The organism is Halomonas sp. M1 (assembly GCF_029581375.1).
Lineage (GTDB): Bacteria > Pseudomonadota > Gammaproteobacteria > Pseudomonadales > Halomonadaceae > Vreelandella.
In genome coordinates, this window is the sequence record NZ_CP121119.1 from 1305834 (window position 1) to 1327752 (window position 21919).

The 21919-nt window shown below is 55.3% G+C and carries 20 protein-coding genes; 10 read left to right on the top strand and 10 right to left on the bottom strand.

Translation table 11 applies throughout. The features are described 5' to 3' along the window. The first annotated feature begins 48 nt into the window (after positions 1 to 48). From P8S54_RS05885 to P8S54_RS05905, 5 genes are read left to right on the top strand one after another with little or no spacing between them, the layout of a single operon-like run. Positions 49 to 1638, top strand: a complete 1590-nt coding sequence (locus P8S54_RS05885; RefSeq protein WP_281443623.1) for an ABC transporter substrate-binding protein — start codon at positions 49 to 51, stop codon at positions 1636 to 1638. Further along, positions 1629 to 2609 (top strand): ABC transporter permease, encoded by a 981-nt coding sequence (locus tag P8S54_RS05890; protein ID WP_281443624.1) that lies wholly within the window; start codon positions 1629 to 1631, stop codon positions 2607 to 2609. The genes P8S54_RS05885 and P8S54_RS05890 overlap by 10 nt, the downstream gene beginning before the upstream one ends. After that, entirely contained in the window at positions 2606 to 3406 is an 801-nt protein-coding gene (locus P8S54_RS05895) for an ABC transporter permease (protein WP_009098776.1), read from the top strand. Before P8S54_RS05890 ends, P8S54_RS05895 begins: the two co-directional genes overlap by 4 nt. A gap of 46 nt (positions 3407 to 3452) precedes the next feature. Beyond that, entirely contained in the window at positions 3453 to 4280 is an 828-nt protein-coding gene (locus P8S54_RS05900; protein ID WP_281443625.1) for an ATP-binding cassette domain-containing protein, read from the top strand. Then, on the top strand, positions 4273 to 4887 hold the full coding sequence (locus tag P8S54_RS05905) for an ATP-binding cassette domain-containing protein (RefSeq protein WP_281443626.1): 615 nt from the start codon (positions 4273 to 4275) through the stop codon (positions 4885 to 4887). Before P8S54_RS05900 ends, P8S54_RS05905 begins: the two co-directional genes overlap by 8 nt. Here the strand turns inward: P8S54_RS05905 and P8S54_RS05910 are convergent. The 4 genes from P8S54_RS05910 to P8S54_RS05925 all read right to left on the bottom strand — a co-directional run bounded on the left by P8S54_RS05910 (position 4884) and on the right by P8S54_RS05925 (position 9756). Further along, positions 4884 to 6071, bottom strand: coding sequence for an MFS transporter (locus P8S54_RS05910; RefSeq protein ID WP_281443627.1), 1188 nt, complete (start codon positions 6069 to 6071; stop codon positions 4884 to 4886). The two genes, P8S54_RS05905 and P8S54_RS05910, sit on opposite strands and share 4 nt — an antisense overlap. Positions 6072 to 6123: 52 nt before the next feature. Then, entirely contained in the window at positions 6124 to 6759 is a 636-nt protein-coding gene (locus P8S54_RS05915) for an NlpC/P60 family protein (protein ID WP_281443628.1), read from the bottom strand. A gap of 107 nt (positions 6760 to 6866) precedes the next feature. Next, on the bottom strand, positions 6867 to 9332 hold the full coding sequence (locus tag P8S54_RS05920) for a YbeU/YbeR family protein (protein ID WP_281443629.1): 2466 nt from the start codon (positions 9330 to 9332) through the stop codon (positions 6867 to 6869). Positions 9333 to 9513: 181 nt separating this feature from the next. Further along, on the bottom strand, positions 9514 to 9756 hold the full coding sequence (locus tag P8S54_RS05925) for a GlsB/YeaQ/YmgE family stress response membrane protein (RefSeq protein WP_009098790.1): 243 nt from the start codon (positions 9754 to 9756) through the stop codon (positions 9514 to 9516). 158 nt (positions 9757 to 9914) lie between these two features. Here P8S54_RS05925 and P8S54_RS05930 point away from each other — a divergent pair, with 158 nt between their 5' ends. The 4 genes from P8S54_RS05930 (at position 9915) to P8S54_RS05945 (ending at position 13546) form a co-directional block, all read left to right on the top strand. Next, complete coding sequence (locus tag P8S54_RS05930; protein ID WP_281443630.1) at positions 9915 to 10784, top strand: D-hexose-6-phosphate mutarotase; 870 nt, start codon at positions 9915 to 9917, stop codon at positions 10782 to 10784. An 87-nt stretch (positions 10785 to 10871) separates the two neighbouring features. Continuing rightward, entirely contained in the window at positions 10872 to 11063 is a 192-nt protein-coding gene (locus tag P8S54_RS05935; RefSeq protein ID WP_009098794.1) for a hypothetical protein, read from the top strand. Between the two features lie 54 nt (positions 11064 to 11117). After that, entirely contained in the window at positions 11118 to 12506 is a 1389-nt protein-coding gene (locus tag P8S54_RS05940; RefSeq protein WP_281443631.1) for a YcjX family protein, read from the top strand. Continuing rightward, complete coding sequence (locus P8S54_RS05945; protein WP_281443632.1) at positions 12503 to 13546, top strand: TIGR01620 family protein; 1044 nt, start codon at positions 12503 to 12505, stop codon at positions 13544 to 13546. The genes P8S54_RS05940 and P8S54_RS05945 overlap by 4 nt, the downstream gene beginning before the upstream one ends. A 12-nt stretch (positions 13547 to 13558) precedes the next feature. Here P8S54_RS05945 and P8S54_RS05950 read toward each other — a convergent pair whose 3' ends face one another. Then, on the bottom strand, positions 13559 to 14365 hold the full coding sequence (locus P8S54_RS05950; protein WP_281443633.1) for a Cof-type HAD-IIB family hydrolase: 807 nt from the start codon (positions 14363 to 14365) through the stop codon (positions 13559 to 13561). Between the two features lie 181 nt (positions 14366 to 14546). Between P8S54_RS05950 and P8S54_RS05955 the strand changes: the two genes are divergently transcribed. Next, on the top strand, positions 14547 to 16496 hold the full coding sequence (locus P8S54_RS05955) for an exoribonuclease II (RefSeq protein WP_281444068.1): 1950 nt from the start codon (positions 14547 to 14549) through the stop codon (positions 16494 to 16496). 94 nt (positions 16497 to 16590) lie between these two features. On the opposite strand, the gene rfbC is transcribed toward P8S54_RS05955, so the two are convergent. The 5 genes from rfbC to P8S54_RS05980 are packed head-to-tail and all read right to left on the bottom strand — an operon-like array spanning position 16591 to position 21471. Continuing rightward, positions 16591 to 17139, bottom strand: coding sequence for a dTDP-4-dehydrorhamnose 3,5-epimerase (gene rfbC, locus P8S54_RS05960; protein ID WP_281443634.1), 549 nt, complete (start codon positions 17137 to 17139; stop codon positions 16591 to 16593). Positions 17140 to 17142: 3 nt separating this feature from the next. Then, positions 17143 to 18489: an NAD(P)-dependent oxidoreductase gene (locus P8S54_RS05965; RefSeq protein WP_281443635.1), complete on the bottom strand. Its 1347-nt coding sequence runs from the start codon at positions 18487 to 18489 to the stop codon at positions 17143 to 17145. A gap of 7 nt (positions 18490 to 18496) precedes the next feature. After that, the gene (rfbF, locus tag P8S54_RS05970) at positions 18497 to 19273 is read right to left on the bottom strand and encodes a glucose-1-phosphate cytidylyltransferase (RefSeq protein ID WP_281443636.1); all 777 of its coding nucleotides are present in this window, start codon (positions 19271 to 19273) and stop codon (positions 18497 to 18499) included. Further along, entirely contained in the window at positions 19270 to 20388 is a 1119-nt protein-coding gene (locus P8S54_RS05975) for an SDR family oxidoreductase (protein ID WP_281443637.1), read from the bottom strand. Before P8S54_RS05975 ends, rfbF begins: the two co-directional genes overlap by 4 nt. A 54-nt stretch (positions 20389 to 20442) precedes the next feature. Beyond that, complete coding sequence (locus P8S54_RS05980) at positions 20443 to 21471, bottom strand: glycosyltransferase (protein ID WP_281443638.1); 1029 nt, start codon at positions 21469 to 21471, stop codon at positions 20443 to 20445. Positions 21472 to 21919: the final 448 nt, after the last annotated feature.

Genomic DNA, 21919 nt, shown 5'->3' on the forward strand with positions numbered 1-21919 from the left:
ATGATGTTATTGTTAAATCATCATACTTTTAAGTTAAAAGGCTAAGCTATGTTTCGCTACCAGCGTTCCATCTTACTGGGCCTGACCGCTTTTTGCTTAGCGTTTAATAGCCCACTTCAAGCGAAAGAGCAGCTTGTGCTCGCCATTGGCGGTGAACCCGAACAAGGGTTCGACCCTCTGTTAGGTTGGGGCCAGTATGGCAGCCCGCTGTTTCAAGCAACGCTGTTATCCCGTGGCCATGACCTAGCCCCAATGCCGGAGCTTGCCACGGCGTGGTCACTTTCAGAAGACCGGCTCACTTGGACGCTCACCCTGCGCGACGATGCCTACTTTGCCGATGGTACGCCACTCACCGCAGCGGATGTTGCCTACACCTTTAATGCGGCGTCTAGTGCGGGGGGGCGCGCCGACCTTAGCGCGTTACAAGCAGCTCACGCTATTGACCGATATACCGTTGAACTGACCCTCAAAGCACCCCGTATCACCTTTATCGACCAGTTAATGACCCTAGGGATTGTGCCTGCCGCAGAGCGGGAAAATGGCTATGGCGATCATTATGGCAGGCAACCTCTGGGCGCTGGCCCTTACCAACTGGTGGAGTGGCAGGAAGGCGAACAGCTTATCGTTGAGCGTAACCCCTACTATTACGGCGAACCGCCTGCCTTTGAGCGGTTAGTATTTCTATTCACCGGGGAGGACACCACCTTAAGTGCCGCGCACGCCGGGCAAGTTGACCTCGCCGCGCTGCCACCGGCGCTGGCAGCCAACCTTCCTACCCATATGCAGCGCGTGGTGATGGAGAGCGTTGATAACCGCGGCATCCTGTTCCCAATGCAGCCAGCGAGCGGTGAACACGCGCCTTCAGGCGCCCCTATTGGTAATGATGTCACCGCCGATATCGCCATCCGTCGGGCGATTAACCTGGCCCTTGATCGAGAAACGCTGGTAGACGTTGCCCTACATGGCTATGGACGCCCTGCGTTTGGCCCTGCCGACGGTTTGGCATGGAGCGATACAGATGAAGCGTTTGAAGCGCCTGACCTTACACGCGCACATACCCTTTTAGATGACGCAGGCTGGGAGCTTCGCGCAGACGGGCTGCGCTACAAGGACGACCAACCGGCGCGCTTTCGTTTAACCTACCCGGCGAGCGACACCACGCGCCAATTATTAGCCCAAGTGAGTGCTGACATGGTGCGCCCCTTAGGGATTGAGATGCAGCCCACAGGGCGCCACTGGGACGAGATACAGCGCGAGGCGCTCCACCAGGATGCCATTGTCTTTGGCTTTGGCAGCCACAGCCCCCAGGAAGTGTACTACTTGTTTCATAGTCAGCACGCAGGCTTTGGGTTCTACAACAGCGGCTACTACACCAACGCGTCAGTAGACCACCACTTAGACGCTGCTCAAGCAGCCGCTAACCCCAAAACAGCTAACCAGCACTGGCAAGCCGCCCAGTGGGATGGCGAAACCGGCTATGGTGTTCGTGGTGATACCAGCTGGGCATGGATGGTTAACCTTGCTCACGTCTATGCTGCCCATCGCTGCCTAGATGTTGGCGAACTGGGTATTGCTCCCCATGGCCACGGCTGGCCCATTACCGCCAACCTCCAAACGTGGCGCTGGACGTGCGATTGACCCGCTGGCTAGCCTACCGCTGTCTGCGCTTAACACTGGTACTGTTTTGCGTCGCCGCGCTGTCGTTCGGGCTCATGATGCTGTCCCCCATCGACCCGGTAGACGCCTACCTCGGCCCGCAAATGGCCCAGGTGAGCCCTGAGCAGCGCGCCCTCATTACAGAGCGCTGGGGCTTTGAGTCCCCACCTGCCGTCCAGTTTGGCCACTGGCTACGTCAACTACTCAGCGGCGAACTCGGCTGGAGCCATATCTACAACCAGCCGGTCAGCGAGGTCATCAGCCAGCGCTTTTACCGCTCTATTATGCTACTAGGCAGCGCGTGGCTTCTCTCGGTAGTGGTGGGCTTTGCTTTAGGCGTTATTGCAGGCGCAAAAGAGGGGTCAACGCTCGATAGAGTGATTAGCGGCTATGCGTATATCACCGCCTCAACGCCCACTTTTTGGCTCGGCATAGTAGGCCTGCTGTTGTTTTCGGTGTACCTGGGCTGGACGCCTATCTGCTGTGCCGGCCCACCAGGAATGCTGAGTCAGGAGGTCAGCCTACTCACCCGGCTACATCATTTAGCGCTTCCCGTTGCGACATTGACGCTCCTGGGTATTGCCTCGATTACGCTACACACTCGTACGCGCATGATTGCGCTGATGCGCTCTGAGATTGCCACCCATGCCTTTGCCCAGGGGGCCAGTCGTATTGATATTGCCTGGCGACACGGTATACGCCACGCAAGCCTCCCCGCACTTACCTTAGCGTTTGCCTCGTTGGGCGAGCTATTTGGCGGCGCCATTTTAATCGAACAGATTTTTGCCTACCCAGGGCTTGGGCAAGCCACCGTTGAGGCAGGACTGCGTAGCGATGTCCCCCTGTTACTGGGCATTGCGCTCTTTACCGCGCTGTTCGTCAGCGTAGGTAATCTAATCGCCGACAGTCTTTATCACCTGATTGACCCACGTATCGAGCAGGGGCCGCTATGAGCGCCTCCCAGCCGCGCCTTTATGCTGTGGCGTATATCGCATTTGCAGTGGTGCTATTAAGCGCACTTATCGCCAGCCCCTTATGGCTCGGGGCAGCACCGCTACAGATGCAGTTTGATGCGCGCCTTGCGCCACCCAGTGCCAGCCACTGGCTAGGCACCGACGCACTGGGCCGTGAGTTATGGGCACGCACCCTGGCCGGGCTTCGGCTAAGCTTTTGGGTCGGTATCAGCGCGGCACTGCTGGGCACCGCCATTGCGTTAACCTTGGCCGCTATCGCTACACTGTCCAGTAAACTTGATGCGCTGGTCAGCCTACTGATCGATACACTGCTCAGCGTGCCGCATTTGATTTTACTGCTGTTAATTGCCTTTGCATTGGGCGGCGGCACCCAGGCCGTCATTATTGCCGTCGCCGTTACCCACTGGCCAAGCCTAGCGAGGGTACTGAGGGCTGAGCTACTCACTCTGCGTCATGCCCCTTACGTGCGTATTTCACGCTCGCTGGGCAAATCCCGTGGCTTTATCCTGCTGCATCATTTATTACCCCACGTACTGCCTCACTGCCTTGTTGGTGCCCTGCTACTGTTTCCCCACGCCATTTTGCATGAAGCCGCCCTCACCTTTTTAGGGGTTGGCCTAGACCCCAACCAACCGGCCATCGGGGTATTACTGGCGGACGCCATGCGCTACATCACCGCAGGCTACTGGTGGCTTGGGGTATTTCCAGGGTTAGGGCTACTGCTGCTGGTGCTGTGCATTGATCGGCTAGCGTTTACGTTACGGCGGGCGTTATAGCTCGCTGGCGTCCACCGCCTGTTGTCACTCACTCAAGGAGCCTGTTGTGCTGCATATTGATCGTCTCACGCTACAGCTGCCCTACTACCAGCCCTGGTGGAAGCGGCAATGGGCTACTTGTTTTGAGCAAATAACGTTAAGCCTTATGCCAGGAGAAGTACACGCCATTGTCGGCGCCTCCGGTGCAGGAAAGAGCCTGCTAGCCTACGCGATTATGGGCCTGCTGCCTGAAGGTGCCAAAACCAGCGGTCAGCTTGTTTTTCACTCTGAGGCGTTAACGCCTGCCCGCCAATGCCAACTTCGCGGGCGCCAGCTTGCGCTAATCCCCCAGTCACTCAGCGCGCTCGACCCGTTAGTACGTAGCCAGCGCCAGGTAAGTTGGGCAGCCCGCCGGGCGGGGCACGCGAAATCTAGTGCCTGGCAAACTGCAGGGAAAGCGCTCGCTCATTATCAGCTCGATGACGCTGCACAGCGTGCTTATCCCCATGAGCTTTCGGGAGGCATGGCACGACGAGTGCTCACGGCCATGGCCCACGTCAGCCACGCGCAGCTGATTATTGCCGATGAGCCCAGCGTTGGGCTAGACCCGCTGCAGCGTGAGCGCGTGATGGCGGCACTGAAAGCACTTGCCGATCAAGGCAAGGCCGTGATGTTAATTACCCACGATTTACGCCACGCCCTGCCCATTGCTGACCAAGTGACGATTATGCGCCAGGGGCAGTGCGTAGAAACTACCACCGCCTGCGCCTTTCAGGGCAGCGGTGACACGCTAAGCAGCGGATACGCCAAGTCGCTTTGGCAAGCACTACCCGATAACGCTTTCAGCCTCCCTGTGGCGCAGATGGCGCATAGCAAGGAGCCAAACATTGCTTGAAGCCCAGCATCTTCAGTTTGGCTTTCGCCCTGAACAACTGGTTTTAAATGATATCTCGCTCGCACTTAGTGAGGGAGAGTGGCTCGGGCTGAGTGGTGATTCAGGCGCAGGAAAATCGACCCTGGGTAAACTCTTGGCGGGCCAGCTTAGCCCTAAAGGTGGGCGTATTTATATTGATGGTGGACCGCTCCCAGCTAGCGGGCTAAGCCCGGTACAGTGGCTGCCGCAGTCGCCCGAGCTTGCTGTTAATCCCCGCTGGCGAGTCGCTAAAATTCTTCATGAGGCGTGGCAGCCGCCAGCAGCGCTTCTTCACGCCTTTGGCATTCAGCCCGCTTGGCTGTCGCGCTTCCCCCATGCACTATCCGGTGGGGAATTACAGCGGATTTGCGTGCTAAGAGCCTTAGCACCTGGGGTGCGGTACTTAATTGCCGATGAAATCTCCACCATGCTCGACCCCATTACCCAGGTTGCGCTATGGCAGGCACTCAAAACATACGCTGAAAAACATCGGCTCGGCGTGCTGGTCATCAGTCATGACACGGCCCTGTTGAAACGTCTCTGCCAGCGGCGCTACCACCTTACCCAGGGCTATTGTATAAGCTGCTAGCGGTTAGCGCGACGTTCAAAGCGCCACATACCCACTCCAATAATAAGGGCGACCCCCAGCAATAACCATGAACCAACGGCCACCCCTTGCCACTGCCCCCAGCGCCAGAAAGGCTCCAGCCAAAACCCACCCACGCTGGCCCCCAAATAGTAGAACACCAAGTAGAGTGCCGAGGCGCTGCCCCGTGCACCCTGGGCATAACGGCCTACCCAACTAGACGCTAGCGAATGGGCCAGGAAAAAGCCAAACGCGTTGATGGTTAAACCGACAATAATTAACGTTAACGAGTTGGCTAACGTGACCGCCGTACCAAGCATCAAAATAACCACTCCAACGCTGATACAGCTGGCGGGAGAGAATCGTCCTGCTAACCTACCTGAAACGGTAGAGCCAAAGGTGCCGCCTAGATAGGTTAGGAAGATTAACCCTAGGCCGCTGGCGGCTAAGTGGTAGGGCTCAACCGCTAGACGAAAAGTGATATAGCTGTATTGATTGATAAAGATAAGAAAGTTGATGCCACCTAAACAGTAGGCTGCCAACAGCACAGGGGTGCGCAGGTGGCCCAGCAAATCCCCCACTGCTTGACGCAACTTAAAACGCTTGGCGGTAAAGGCGCGGCTATTGGGCAGTAGCCGCCAGAACACTACACACCCGACGACCGTCATTACCCCAACCGCTAAAAAGGCCGCAGTAGGCCCACCTACATCAGCGGCAACGCCGCCAACAATCCGCCCGCTAATGCCACCTAGGGAGTTGGCACCGATGTAAAGCCCTACAGCGCTCAGTAACGCCGGCTTGTCGAACTCATCCCCCATCCAGGCAATGGCGACGGCGGGAAGGCCCCCCAGCACAAACCCCTGCAGTAAGCGCAGAAATAGAAGACTTTCAAAGGTCGGTGCAAACGCTAGCGCCAGCGAAAGAGCGCCCGCAAGCAGCAGCGTAATGCGCATGATGGCCTCTCGACCGATGGCATCAGAAAGCGGCCCAAAAACCAGCAGTGCTAAGGCAAGTGAGAGCGTGGATACCGACATCAGCATGCTGACACCCAGGGTGGAGACCCCGTAGGCGTCTTTCAGCCCTGGCAGCAGCGGTTGAGGCACATACAAATTGATAAACACAAGAAACGACCCTAAGCATAGGGCCGCCGTCGCGCGCCACCAGGCGCGCGTTTTGGCTTCGATCATGCCATTCCCACTATTAAACGCCGAGTATCAAAGCGGTGATGGTGGCAGGCACTTACTGGGTAAAACGACTACCCAGCTGGGCAAGGTTAGTCGGCTCTAAAGTACGGCGTGATTGCCAGTAGTAACGCTGCCAGTAGTTGTTATCCAGGCTGGAAATAATCACCCCTTGGGAGGTGGAGGCGTGAAGAAAGTGACCATCCCCCACGTAAATGCCCACATGATTATAAGCTCCTGGAGGACGGAAGAAGACCAGATCGCCCGCCTGCAGCTCTTGGCGGTCGATCGGGCGTCCCTCATGCACTTGATCCTGGGTAGAACGAGGTAGCTGTAAATTAAACGTGTCGCGGAAAACATTTCTTACCAGGGCGGAGCAGTCGATCCCTCGCTCCGTCGTTCCTCCAATCCGATAAGGCGTACCTGCCCATTGCTGGTGCTGCTCTAACAGCGCTTGGCGAATAGCTGTTGGTGGAGGCGTCTGGAGGCTACGCAGATGTGCATCGATAGGATCAACGGGTGACATTTGGGGAGTGGCTCCCTTCATCCCCGGAAGCGACATCGAGAAATAATCTTCAGGGGCTTCCATGCCTTGGCGTGTAGCTGAGCCAGCGCAGCCAGCTAAAAAAGCAACAACGACACAAGCACTTACAACACGGACAGCGGTCACAGCGGGGTGTGGCAACGCAACCATGCGATTAACCTCATAACAGTGTGGACGGTGAAAGAGAGTGAAATATGACAAAACTCATTTTTTTCAGCCTGAGGACTATAAGCTAATCATCTTAGGTTTGGCGAGCATCAATGTAACGTACGCTGATCACCGGGCAGGGTATCAATATGCAGCGGCGCGAAATGGCGCGGCTTATTGCCAGGAAAATCGAGGCTCGACCAGGGGCCTGCTAATACCGGCGCACCGCACACCCAGGCCACCATCGCCTGGCGAAATCCTGCTAAAAAACTTTCCCGCTCAGGGGTTTCTCCCATAAAAAACGAAAAACCTGCGTACATGCCCACCGCGTACTCTTGCCAACCGGCGTAATGGTCAGCGGCCAGCTTGTATGCCCGATCCAATACATCTGCAAACGCTTTACGCTCTAGCCAGCCAAGCTGGCGAGCCGCAATGGCGAGGTCTACCAGTTGAGCGATATCCCAGGCAGCCATGTCCACATCATTACAACCGTCTTCGTTGCTACGTACACGGCGCAACCGGAGTAGATGATGCCGCTCCTCTTCACCGCAATCGCCCGACTCCAAAATAGCGATTTCAGCATTTAACCGTTCGTTGTTGAGCGTATAAGGCGCATAGTTGATCTGGTACTCCTGGCGATCGCCGGACTCCAACATAAAGGTTAAAAACTCCTGCATGTCATTCGCGCTGCTCAGGTGATAATGGCTTTCCACCCACTCGCGGATATCGGCGCACTCCCGGGGGCTTTCTACCTGAGGCTCGCTCCAGACGGCGCTATTTAGCGGCCCTACCAACGACATAGCGGTGAAGTGACTTAGCGTAGGCCGCTCGCCGGGTTCGCACCAGGCATCGTGGCGCCAATCAAGCCAATGAAACAGGCTGCCAGGGTCATCAAGATGCCATGCAATCTCGTTAATCAACGAGTCATGCTCAGGCTCGGGCAGGCAACTCTCCCAGGCAAACCATGCATCTAACAAGCGCTTAGGCGTGGCATAAAAACGGCACAGGCAGCTACGCAGGGCGCTGGCGTAGGCCAGTAACGGTGCCTGCTCAAACAGCCCGCTATCCATCGCCATATGCAGATAAAATGCGAACTTCTCCGCCATGTGAATAGTGGCCGCATGGCGGCTCACGCCTTTCACAGCGTTGCGCTGCTGCAACTCATCGGGCGTAGGTTGCCCAAACAAGGTTTGTGAAGGCGGCATCACGCCGTGTACCGCATCCGCTGCCAATTGGTTAAGGTGGTGCGCCTGGGCCGGCAACCAGTAACGTGCCAACGCCTGATGGCCCTCATCTGCATGTAAGCCCAACGAGTCTTGAAGGTACACCGCCGCATCGGCGCGGCGCTGTTCAGCAACAGGTGCCGAAGGATTAAGTTGGCGTAGCATCACATCGGGTTCCCGCACGCTCGCTAACGCTAATAGCCAATGATGCGGCGAATTGCGCCACTGCTTAATACGCGCTCGAGACGCGCTTCGCGTCATATCGTCCAGCAACGTTCCCAATGGATGCTTCCAAGGGCTGTGGGACGCGTGCATCAGCAGCTTGTGGCGAACATTAGGCGTCATGCCACGGCGGTCGACCCCTTCAAACAGGCTTTGGCCACGCATGTACGCTTTTAAAACGGCATACCAGTCGTGGTAGCGACGGCCGATCAAGTCGGCGGCATGGGCAGCCAGCGCATCGGCCTCATCCTGGCTTAACCACTCACAGCAGGCTCCTGCCCAGGCTAATTCCACCACTCGTAGCCAGTCCCAGGCTGCCCACTCTAGCGGCTCACCTTCGCTGACAAACTTATTCAGCACCGGCGCATAAGGAGAATCTTCCAACACATTACGTTGCCACTCTAACCGCTGAGCATTATCCATGGTCAGTAGTTCACGAGCTTCAATATCCCAGCGTTGGCGCTCGCCCTGGGCGCTTAACCACAGGATGACCTCTAGCAGCTGTTCGCGGTCGTGAACCTGCCAAATACGCTCTAACCACTCTGGTGCATCAGGCCAGTCGATGGCATTGGCTGGGTAGCTCATCACCGGCCTGAACAGGGCACATAGCCGCCACGGCTGAGCAGCAGGCATTTGCGGCCATAGCGACTTAAGCTCAGGCAAAGTTAACAACGCTTGTTCAAGCGTCTCCCAGGTAATGCCTTCGCCTTCGCTCTCCAGGTCAGCTAACGCTTGGCAGGCATCAATAAAACGGTCGTCGGCACCGGTTTCCCAGCCCTTTGCGCCTAATGCTCGGCGTAAATCACCAAGCCAAGCCCGCAGGTCGCTGTACTCAGAGGTAATTCGCCGGGTTACGTGGTGGGCCCAGTTGGTGGCTTCTGCCTGAGTTAGCCACCCCGCTGCGCCCGCCAGCGCTGCCCACTCAAGTGTGCCTAAAAGCCGGTCGGCCTCACCTGGGGGCGCACCCAAGCCGTGGAAAAGCTGGTCGGCCAGATCGCCCCGGTGGGCAATACCTAGCTGCAGCAGGCGCTGTTCAGCCGCCACTGCATCCACCGCCAGCGGGTGTGGAGTAAACGCCCAATCACACAGCACCAGCTGTTGGGCCCACCAGGCATTCAGCGCGTCGACCAAAAGACACCTCGAAGAAGCAGAAAGCGATCAATGAAAGCCAAACAAAATGAAGCAGCCCTAATCAGGCTGCTAAAAGTTGGATAGTGTAACGGAAACTTGTGCCAAGACCGATAGCAACGCCACAAAACAACGCTGCCCGACACAAAGGCCGGGCAGCGCATATAGGACAGGCTGTGAGGCGCTAAGCGCTTTTGACTTTACTGATGACCCATAGCAAAACGACTGCACCAACGGTCGCCGTCACCAGCGAGCCGATAAAACCGCCGGCTTGAAGCCCTAAGAGGCTGAACAGGAAGCCGCCAACCAACGCACCAATAATACCGACACCGATATTACCCAGCACACCGAAACCGCCGCCGCGCATGATGTTGCCAGCAATCCAGCCAGCTAAACCACCAATAATTAACCATGCAATAAAGCCCATAGTGCCTCCTTGATATTCACTTTGCTTGGGGGTTTATCTATCTACGTTAGCTGCTTCATCTCGCCAGCTGTTTTACCTACGCATCGCGCTTGTCCTAACATAGCACACAGCGCTACCGTTCGGCGCACCGGATGCTTGCTCTCTATAAAGGAAACCCCATGATCCCCGATTCTCTCAAACAGCTCCTTAACAACGTAGACGGCCAGCAACAGGCCAGCTGGCAAGGGCGTGAGGTAGTGCTGTTCAAGATGGCCTGGGGGGAAATGGTGATCAGCCTTCAGGGTGCGCAGGTCCTGCATTTTCAACCCACAGGCGATGACAACTGGCTATGGGTCACGCCCACTCCACAAGCGCTGCCTGGTGCCATCCGTGGCGGCATCCCACTTTGTTGGCCGTGGTTTGGAGACGAGCGTTATGCCGATGAAAGCCCTGAACGTGATGGCCCCTTTCACGGCCTTGCCCGCCATGCCCAGTGGCATCTAGAAGCCGTGGATGAGCACGCCGAAGGCATCGAAGTTCACCTCTCACCCGCAAAGCGTCTGCATAGCGTATTGACGGCCCGCGTGGTTATTCAGGCCAACGCCCAGCGGCTGAATGTCGAGCTGATTAGCGAAAACGTTGGCGACACGCCGATTAAAACTAGCGGCGCGCTGCATACCTACGTAGCCGTTGCCGATACCCACCAGTGCCGTCTGGAAGGACTAGCGGGCGCGCGCTACTTAGATAAGCTGCGCGATTTTGCTGAAGATGAGCAACAAGGAACACTGGCCGTTCGTGGCGCGGTTGATAGCATTTATCATACCAATGAAGCCGTACTGCTTAACGATGGCAGGCGAAGCCTACGCATTGCCAAACAGTCCAGCGACTCTACCGTCGTATGGCACCCCGACAGCGAGCTACCTAGCGATACCCCCGCCGAGTCAGCTCGCCACTTTCTCTGTGTAGAAGCGGCGAATACCCGCCTAGATCCGGTTTGGCTGGTGCCTGGCGCACAGCACCTGCTAGGTACGACATTAAGCCGCGGCTAATTCGTGTTTTAGCAATCACTTGCACATCAATAACTTGGTAATGTAGCGATACCGATAGATGCCATACAACTCAGACAAGGAGCTTCCATGAATCCTCAAGACCTGCTTGAGGCAGCCACGCTTGTGTTTAACCTAGTGGGCATGGTGGTGTGCTTGGTTGGCCTTACGCTCGCCCAAAAGATGTCACGCAAATGGCCAGGCTATGTGATCGCAGTGATAGGCTTCCAAATTGCAACGATGCCGATGTTCTATCAGTTAGTGCTCATGCTGCGGCACTAGCCGCTATGCTGGTAGCACTCCCCCTAACTTTGTGATGCCTACGAGGCCTGTTTTATGCGCCAGCCGTTAAGCCGCGAATTGAGCAATTTATTAGAGCGGGGCCGCGATCGGCAGTTGCGGCTGGCGGTCACGGGACTATCTCAAGCAGGAAAAACTGCGTTCTTAACCTCGTTAGTGAATCAGTTACGCCACGCAGGAGTGGAAGCGCAACTTGATTTATTACCGGTCGCTCGCGAAGGCCGTTTACTGGGTGCGCAGCGGCTGAACCAACCAGACCTCGGTGTGCCACGCTTTCCCTACGACCCTGGAATGGCCGCACTTCGTGATACCCCACCCCGCTGGCCTGAGCCGACCCGCGGCATTAGCGAGCTACGCTTACAGCTACGCTACCGGCCCGCCCAGCAGGGCTGGCTTGCGCCAGACATCGCCCACTTAACCCTTGACCTATTTGACTACCCCGGCGAGTGGCTGCTGGATCTCCCCTTGCTACAGCACGACTTTTATAGTTGGTGCCACGCCCAGGCGCAGCTTGAAGGGCCACATAGGAAAGCGCTATTTAGCGAATGGTTAACCGAGATTGAACACCTTGACCCCACCGCTGAAGCCGATGAAACCCAACTCGCCACGCTTGCAGAAGCCTACGCCCAAGGCCTGCGGCGCGCCAAGCAAGCGGGGTTTTCAGACCTGCAGCCCGGGCGTTTTTTACTACCAGGAGAGCTAGATGGCGCGCCGGTGCTGCAGTTTTTCCCGCTACCCGCGCTTCGCACCCCCAAAGAGACCCTGGAAGCACTGCCTAACACCAGCGTTTACGCCACGTTAGCGGCGCGATTTCGCTACTACCAGCAGCAGGTGGTACGGCCTTTTTACCGCGACCATTTCCGTCGCTTTGACCGCCAAATTGTGCTGGTCGATGTACTTGGCGCGCTTAATGCCGGCCCAGAGCGTTTTGAAGACCTTTCTAGGGCGCTGCGCCAGCTGATGCAGAGCTTTGATTACGGCAAGCGCAGTCTGCTGACGCGTCTGTTTGCGCCCAAAATTGACCGGCTCGCCATTGCCGCCACCAAAGCTGACCACGTCACCCCCGACCAGCACGGCAATGTGGTACTACTACTAGAAGCACTGCTAGCCGAGCCCCTCAAAGACCTACGCTTTGCCGACATACCAGTGAAAGCGCTATCGCTGGCAGCTATCCGCGCCACCGATGCCAGGGAAGTGCTCCACGAAGGCAAGCACACACCTGCGTTAAAAGGCACGACGCTTGAAGGTGAAGAGGTGCTGGTCTACCCAGGCGATGTCCCAAGTCGCCTGCCGAAAGCCGACTTCTGGCAGCAGCAAGGATTTGATTTCCCTAGCTTCCGCCCCATGGCGACCGATGCAGAGGCGCTTTCGCACATTCGTATGGACGCCGCCATCGACTGGCTGATTGGAGATAAACTGAAATGAGTACCCCGCAGCCACGTCGGCACTTCACGCTAGATGAGACACCGAAGCATGCGCCCTCCTCAGAACCCTTACGCCAGCGCGAAACCTTCGCCGCCACCGAGCCTCATCAGCCACTACCCCCCCAAGCAGAGCTAAAAGCGTTGCCCGAGGCAAGCCTAGGCACGCCCCGCAAGCGACGCTGGGGGCTAATGTTTGCGCTGGTGGGCGGTGCCACATTGGGCGCCGTAGAGTTAGCCACAGGCATTCCCGCAGCGCTTTCCCAATCTCAGTGGATGAGCATGGCCTGGCAGCTCTTTGGTATTAGCCTCATTGGCCTAGGCGGTGTCTCCCTGCTTAAAGAGCTTGGTCGCCTGCGCCGCTTGAAGCGCCACGACACGCTGCGAGCTGACCTTGCCGAACTGCCCCAGCGCTCAACTAAGCAGGCTCAAGCCATGGCTGAGCAGCTCAAGCGCCAGCTAAAAGTAAGCAATGACGACCCACACTGGCTGGCCTTTCAGCGCGCGTGCCAGCCCCACCACAGCGGCGAAGAGATACAAACCCTGTTGCGCTATCACCTGCTGGCGCCCCGTGACCGCGAAGCCCAGCGCTTGATTACCCGTATGTCCGGTGAAACCGCCATTATGGTCGCCATTAGCCCGCTGACCCTGGTGGATATGGCACTGGTGGCTTGGCGAAGCTTGGCGATGGTTGATCGATTATGCCGCCTATACGGCCTGGAGCTTGGCTACGCCAGCCGCCTGAGGCTATTTCGCAACGTACTACACAACATGGCGTTTGCCGGCGCTAGCGAACTCGCCACCGATGCCAGCATGGATATGCTCTCGCTGGATTTGGCAGGCAGGCTCTCCGCACGGGCAGGCCAGGGGCTAGCCACCGGGCTACTCAGTGCCCGTTTAGGGTTACGCGCCCAGCGCTTATGCCGCCCCGTGGCCTTTACCCCTGAAGAACAACCTAAGCTCGCTGACCTGCGCCAGGATTTATGGCGGCAGATCAAACGATTGGATAAAGAGCCTGTTCCCGCAAAAAAGGCACACGATTAACGCGATAAGTTGTTAACGGCACGATAGAGCAAAGCGCTGTTTTAACCATTCTGCTACGGCGGCTTCACCGTGATGACCAATGCGCTCAGCGCCTTTTATACGGTCAAATAACGCAGGATGAGCATTAGTCATTACCTGCGCCTCACCGGCTAAGTTGAGCATTTCTGTGTCGTTAAGGTTGTCGCCAAACGCTAAGCACTCTGCGGGCGTTAGCCTTAGCGTTTCTAACAGTGCCGCTAGTGCAACACCTTTATTAACGCCCCCGGCCATAATCTCTAATGCATCGGTCGTCGAGTAAGTAATATGCAGGTCGGCACCATGACGCTCCGACGCCAAGGCCTCTAGCTGCGCTAGCGCCTTTGGGTCGCCTAAATAGAGCACTTTCCCCACACCGCTAGCCTCCATCTCTTCAGGTGGCACGACCTCATAGGTAAAGCCCGTTGAAGCGTGCAACGATAGTAAATGCGGCGCTTCGGCATCCACATGCCAGCCGTTTTCACGGTAGAGGCTAAGGCGCACTTGGGGCGGACGCGGCAGCTGAATCAGCGCTTGAGCATGGGCAGGGGCAAGATGGGTAGCATTCAGCAGGCGGCCCTCAGGGTCGTGGGTATAAGCCCCGTTGGTGCTGATTAAATGAGCGGGGATGTTCAGTTGATCACGAAATACCCGCATATCGTTGTAATGGCGGCCAGACGCCAACGCGACATGATGCCCCTGTTCCGCTAGCGCGCGCAGCACGTCAATTGTGCTCTGGTGCAGCCGGTGGTCACTGCCTAACAGCGTGCCATCAAGGTCGGAAACAATCAGCCGCGGTGTCATAAGCGCTCCTCGTTAAACAATGGATCAGCAGCCCTGGGTAGACTTCAGCTTAACCGATTCAACGAAGCACGGGTAAGTCATTGACCTGCCGTTGAGGATCCAACTTCCCCACGGAGGGTAATTGGCGCAGCCAGTGGGAATCCGTATAGTGTCAGCCTACTCTCGCCAACTGATTGAACACATGCTTCAAAACAACTCCCTGCTTGCCCAGCTCAAGCAACAGATTCGTCAAACCACCCCACGCGCCGAAGGGGTGATAAAAGCCACCGATAAAGGGTTTGGGTTTCTAGAAACCGACGACGGTGAATCCTATTTCGTACCACCGCCCGCCATGAAGCAAGTGCTTCACGGTGATCGCGTGGAAGCCGTCATCCACGAAAACGGTGACAAGAAGTCCGTTGTGCCGGAAAAGCTGATTGAAGCTGGGCTGGATCGGTTTGTTGCCCGTGTGCAGAAGCGCGAAGGACGTCTCGCCGTTGTACCCGATCACCCCTCGATTAAAAACGTTCTCAAATCGCGCATTAAGAACAGCCTTGATGAAGCCACCATTGCTGATGGCGACTGGGTTGTGGCGCGACTGGTGCGTCATCCACTGAAAACCGACGACCGTGCCTTTTTTGCCCAAATTGATGAGCTGGTCGCCAAGAGCGACGACCCCGCCGTGCCGTGGCGCGTTACCCTGGCCCGCCATGCGCTGGAGCAAGAGTGCCCCGATGCTGGCACCGACTGGCCGCTGATCGATGAAGGCCTTACCCGTGAAGACTTAACCGCAACGCCCTTCTTCACTATCGACGGTGAAAAAACCCGCGATATGGATGATGCGCTGCACATCTCCCAACGCGCCGAAGGTGGCTGGCGGTTAAGCGTAGCAATCGCCGACCCCACCGCTTACGTGGAAGAGGGCCATGCGGCGGATTTAGAAGCCCGCACCCGCGCCTTCACCGTTTACCTGCCCGGCCAAAACGTCACCATGTTGCCGGAGCAGTTAGCGGATGATCTCTGCTCACTATGGGAAGGCCAGGAGCGCCCTGCCCTCGCCTGTACGCTGGACATTAACGCCGACGGCAGCCTGGGCGATTACCGCTTCTTCGCGGCGAATGTAAAATCCCATGCCAAACTTGCCTATGACAGCGTTTCCGACTGGATCGAAGGTCAAGGCGAGTGGGCACCAGCTGATGATGTTGCCGAACAGCTTACTGCCCTACGTGAGCTAACCGAAGCGCGTACCGCTTGGCGCAACGAGCACGCACTGGTATTTAAAGACCGCCCCGACTACGTGTTTGATCTCGATCCCGCTGGCAACGTGCTGGCCGTGCGCACCGAAGAGCGCCGCATAGCCAACCGCATGATCGAAGAGTCAATGATTGTCGCCAATGCCTGCTGTGCGGACTTCCTGGCACAACATATCGGCCACGGCATCTTCAATGTGCATCGCGCATTCGAACCTGAAAAAGCCGAGGCCGCTCAGGAGTTCCTGGCAGGCCAAGAGATTGTCGTTGAGCGCGAAGCGCTAACCGAGCTTGCCCGCTACACCGAGCTTAAGCGCGCCCTGGAAAGCCGCGATGACGCTTGGCTAGATGCACGCCTACGCCGCTTCCAAGGGTTTACCAGCATGTCGGCCCAGCCTGGCCCGCATTTCGGCTTAGGGTTGACTGCCTACGCTACTTGGACATCACCCATCCGTAAGTATGGCGATATGGTCAACCACCGCTTGATCAAGCGCGTGCTAAAAGGGGAACAGGCCCCCGCCGAGGCCACCCAGCAGCTCACCGAGCAGCTCACCGAACGCCGCCGCCTGAACCGTATGGCCGAGCGCGACGTGAAAGATTGGCTCTACGTGCGTTACCTAACGCCTGCCGCACAGAACCAGGACACCTTTGAGGCCGAAATCATGGCCATCAACCGTGGCGGCATGCGCGTTCGCCTGTTGGAAAATGGCGCGACAGCGTTTGTGCCTGCGCCTTTAATGCACAGCGACCGCAGCAAAGTGGTGATTGATGATAAAGAGGGCCGTATCCAGATCGAAGGCGAAGAGCGTTACAAGCTTGGCGACCCGCTTCGCGTGGTGCTCACTGAGGCCCGTGAAGAGACCCGCTCGCTGGTAGCGAAGCCGACCGCGGCTGATTCCTAGCAAGCAACGGCCTTACCGAAAAGTAAAAGGGGCAGCGATGACGCTGCCCTTTTTTTGTGGCACGGCTTGGTGGATAGCGAGCAGCCGCTAAAGGTTAAAAAAGCGCTTCGTTTCGCTCACTTATTAAGGGCCAGCTAGCGTCTTTTTCAGACACTACCGTGGGCGGAATGGGCCACTCAATGGCGAGACGTTCATCGTTATAGCGCAAACCACGTTCCGCCTCAGGATGATAGGCCGCAGAGACCAGATAGCTGACTTCAACATCATCGGTCAGCGTCTGAAAAGAGTGCGCAAAGCCTGGCGGCACATAAAGCTGGAGGCGGTTTGTATCAGTCAATTCAAACAGTTGATGCCGTAAATACGTTGCCGAATCCTTTCGAATATCCACGATAACATCGACAATCGCGCCTTTAAGGCAGCGTACCAACTTAGCTTCGGCATGGGGCTGCCGCTGGTAGTGCAACCCCCTTAACGTTCCACGCTGGGCAGAAAAAGAGGTGTTTTGCTGCACAAAGTCACTTAGCAAACCATGGCGTTCAAACTCGACACGACACATGGTGCGAGCAAAAAAACCGCGCTCATCCCCCCGTGGTTCAAGCTCAATCAGCCTGGCATCTTTAAGATTCGTTTGATGAAAAAGCATGGCTTACTCCGTGGGGGTAGCAGCAGGCGCAGGCATCAGTGCCGGGGTAAACATGGCTTCCTGCTCGGCATACAGGCGATCAATCAAGCGCCCTGGCGGTATGCGTACATCATCAAAGGTCAGCGCCGCATCTTTTTCAATAGGACCTACCACCTGACAGCCCAGCGCCAACCCGATAGGCAGTAGCCGTTCTCTGCGTATGACCTCAATGTTTTCTGCCACCCCATAGACTTCGAAGCCGCCTAGCTCTTGAATGCTATCGCCCGCCTGCAAGGGTTTCTTGGCTATGGCGATGACGCCCACGCTTGGTCCACCTAAGGGTGTTAACACGGGATCTCGAAACAGTACGGCGCGGGCAATCGATGTAGGCACTTCGAAATGACATAAATGATAAGGCGTTGTAAAGCAGTAATAAGGCCCCTTACCCATCTTGTAGAGTTCGAGGTAATGGCGCTGGCGAGGGCTTTCTATCGTCCCTAGCACAAACACGCCCGGCCCCGGCTGCGCCCCTACCACGTAGTCAACCAACCCCGGCCCCTCTGGGTTCAGGTAGGGTTCAAATGCCGACACGGTTTGCTCGATGGGCACTAGCGTTCCATCGGGCACGCCGCCAGAAAAATCAGGGCCAAGCATACCGCGCTGCGCGACCTGCATACCGGTGCCATTGGCCACAATCGCCTGTTCGAACGATATCTTAGTGCCATCAGCAAAAGAGGCCACCATGGCGGGCTTTTGCCCCCAGCGTTTGGCAAAGCTTTCCTGGGTAGCCGGGTTGCGATAAGGGTCATGCAGACCCTTAATATTGCCGCACAGCACGGGTTTCACGCCCAAGCCTGCGACGAACCGATAAAGGTTCATCTGTACACCTGGCTGGTCACCATCGGCAAAGCTGTAAACAACGCCTGCCGCATCGGCTTTTACTTTCAAAATAGGGCCAACCGTACCATCGAGCTCCGCATTCATCTGAATGACATCTTTGCCACTCTCCAGCGCTGCCACTACCACATGCGCCGCGAACTCCAGTGAACCGGTCACCTCGATGATGGCGTCCAGCCCTTCTGCGCGAGCCAGTGCAACAGCATCCTCGATGACGGCCGGTCGCCCAGCCGCAATCGCTGCTTCAAGTGCCTGCTGGGTGTCACAGGCCACTGGCTCAATGTCGGCTTGCTGAAATACTTTAACCGCAGCATCCAAGTGACGATTAGCAATGGCACAAAGGCGTATTCCAGGTGTCGCGGTCATGATCTGAAGGCCGATACCGCTGGCTTGAAACCCTGCTCCGACGATCCCTACGCGAATGGGATTACCCTGTGCCTCTCGTTGGGCAAGCGCTGTATCAACAATAATCATCGATGGTTCAATCCTTCCAGAGCTTCCAAGGGGCACCTTTCGCCCAGGCGGTCTCAAGCACCATTCTGTCTCTCAGCGTATCCATGCTTTGCCAGTAACCGTTGTGATGAAAATAGCCCAATTTGCCAAGCTCGATCATCCGGTTCATGGGGCCGTTTTCCCAAACGGTCTGGCTATCGTCGATCATTTCAAACACTTCCGGGTTGCACACAAAGAAGCCACCATTGATCAGCCCGCCATCAATTTCTCCCTTTTCACGAAACCCTTCTACTTGGCTATTACCTTCCTTCAAGCGCAGCGCCCCGTATCGGCCTGGCTGCGTTACCGCGGTCAGCGTGCACCAATTTTTCGAAGCTAAATGTGAATCGATCAGTGCATTAATGTTCAGGTCACTCACACCATCGCCGTAGGTTAAACAAAAGGGTTCATCTGCTAGATAAGGCATGGCCTTTTTGAGCCGTCCACCGGTCATGGCATCATCACCTGTATCCAACACGGTGACTTTCCAGTCATCATTCACGCTTTCGAGCCAGTCGACGCTCCCTGTCTTCAAGTCGATGGTGTAATCGGTACGGTTACCGCGATAATTGAGAAAATAGTCGCGAATGTACTCCACCTTGTAGCCACCCAAAACAACGAACTCCTTTAAGCCATGATGGGCATACATTTTCATAATGTGCCAAAGGATCGGCTTCCCCCCCACCTCCACCATGGGCTTGGGTCGAATCGCAGTTTCCTCACTTAAGCGCGTGCCATACCCACCGGCAAAAATGGCAACTTTCATGGCCCCACCTCCGTTAAAGGTGTCGAAGTAACATTTGTGGCTGCAGCCGGAGTGGTAGGATTCCCTCTATGGCGAATTTGCCACCGCAGACTTTCAGATAGATATCCCGACGCAATATGCGCCTGAAGCACATGCAATCGCATATAGCGTGAAGCCCTGAACTGGGCATCAGAAAACGCCATGCTTTTAAGCCCATTGGCCAACCCGATGATCGAATCTTGCAGTGTCATTTTCGGTTGATGGTCGGGCGCTAGCGTAGCGAACAAACTGAAATCCACTTGGTAGGAACGGCTGTCTGCTGGCGCTTGGGTATTAATACTCAATGTGGTGCCAGGGATTGCCTGTGCAACCGCCGTCGCTAAGTCACGCACTTGATGATTGCGCTCGTTAGAGCCGGTATTGACCTTGAGTATGCGGCCACCGTTTTCAGATTTACGCTGCACTGCCCAGTCGATAGCCCTGGCCATATCCACCACATCGATCAGGGGCCGCCAAGGTGTGCCATCGCTAAGCACGGTAATATGCTGCTGGCTCAACGCACAGGCGACGAAATCATTGAGCACGAGATCCAGGCGTAACCGCTCTGACATCCCACAAGCAGTCGCAAAGCGTAAACTAGTAATCACCATATCACCGTCGATGCTCGCCAACGCATCCTCAGCGGCAATTTTCGAGCGGGCATAGGCGGTAACCGGTGCCACCGGATCTTCTTCACAGCGCGGAGCGCCCAGTGCGACGCCATAAATACTGCAGCTAGAAGCAAACACGAAGTTTTCTACGCCCGCCTTAGCAGCTGCTTGAGCTATATAAAGCGTTGCCTGATGATTCACTCTATCCGTCACTGCGGCGAAACGGTCTCCCATAGGGTCATTGGAAATCGCCGCCAGTTGAATCACCGCCGTATAGCCTTCAAAAAAACCCTCCGGAATATTCCGCACGTCTCCCAGAAATTGTTGATCCAGATATCGCTCAGGAACAAACTCAACCCCGGTTAAACAATGCGCGAAATAAGCATTGTCATAACCATGGAGAATGGCCGAGGGATGTCGTACGGCTAATTCTCGCACCACAACAGCACCAACATATCCCATATTCCCCACGATTAAGATTTTCAAAATAACACCTCATCCTTGTTATCAAATAACTAAAACTTCTTATCGACAATCTTCTTATCGGCCCATTCTGAAACTAATCTCACCTTGCTTTTCTTCATTTATGTCTGCTTTTTCTTTACGATGCTGCTCTAACAGTCGCATTGTGGTTTTCATTTTTTCGTTAGGCGTGTCTGCAGATTCTGGTTCTGGAAAAAACCAAATACTTTCAATTATGCCTCGCAATACTATTCCAGCTTTATTGAACCTTCTTTTAAATAAAAGCGTAAAAAAGAGCCGAGATGCTCGGAAGAACTCCGAAATCATGCCATAGCGCGAAAAGGTAAAGCGGTAGTACTTACGCGATATAAAAAGTTTGTTGCGAATAAAATATCGATACAGTTTCAAGCGCCCGGGATTACTTTCGGTAAGTATGCTGATGGGGCCATCCTCTTGGCGCAAATGATTTACTTTGCTCAGGCCGACTAAATAACCAGGTGTTTTCTGAGTAACCCTCAACGTAAATTCAGTGTCTTCGCCCCATATAAACATCGCCGTGATAGGCAAACCATACTCCGCTAGCGTAGCGCGCGGCAGCAGAATTGAGACGAATGTGGAGCGTTGAACAGCGACCATACCCAGCTCAAGAATGTCCGGCCAATCTTGATAGCCAATACGGTTCTTTAAGGTGCTGACAGCCGGGGTATTGGTGGCAAGCCCTGTCTCAGTTAAAGCCTTCGAAATAAGGAAAGCTGCCTTTTTTTCTTTTTTCTTAAGCTCATCATCAGCCTTCATTAAATAGTGAAGCGCGTCCTTCTCAGGTATAACATCATCATCCATAGCCCAAATAAAATCGGCGCCCTTTTGGTAAGCAAGGCGTAAACCTGCATTGTAGCCACCCGAAGCCCCTATATTATCCTTCAGCACACTCACAATGAGACCCGGATAATCACCCTCAGAGAGCATTTTTTCGGTTCCATCATTACTGGCATTATCAATAATAATGACGCAGTCACATGGCCAAGACTGGGAGTAGACTGCATCAAGACATCGCTTCAGCAGACCCTTTCGGTTATATGTAAGGATTACCGCGAAAACTTTATGCATGAGAAAATCCCCAGAATAGTCATTATTCTCGTAATAAGGGTCGATCCTTTTAAATTCACCGACAGATACCTACCAAATCAAAAAGTTAATTACTTTTTTACAACTTAAGTTAAACAATATCTTCCGCTAACAGCCAGGCTCTCCACTATCAGTCTGACTCAGTGGCAAGAAATGGACGCGCCATCAAAAATCACAATAAGAAACTTAAAAACACTATTTGTTACAATCAGAAAATAAGCGTTGCGCCTTGTACTGTCAAGATTTAAGGAGGTTTAACTATCTAATCTGTAGTACTATTTTTTCCATCTAATAAAGCCATCAAAAAGAGCAGTTTCACAATTACCCCTTTTGATTCATCGTTTTATTTAATCGTAAGGTTCTCTTGTATACCTATTTAACAACTGAAAACGGCGCCGTTAAGGCGCCGTTTTGGTTTCTGTAGAGACAG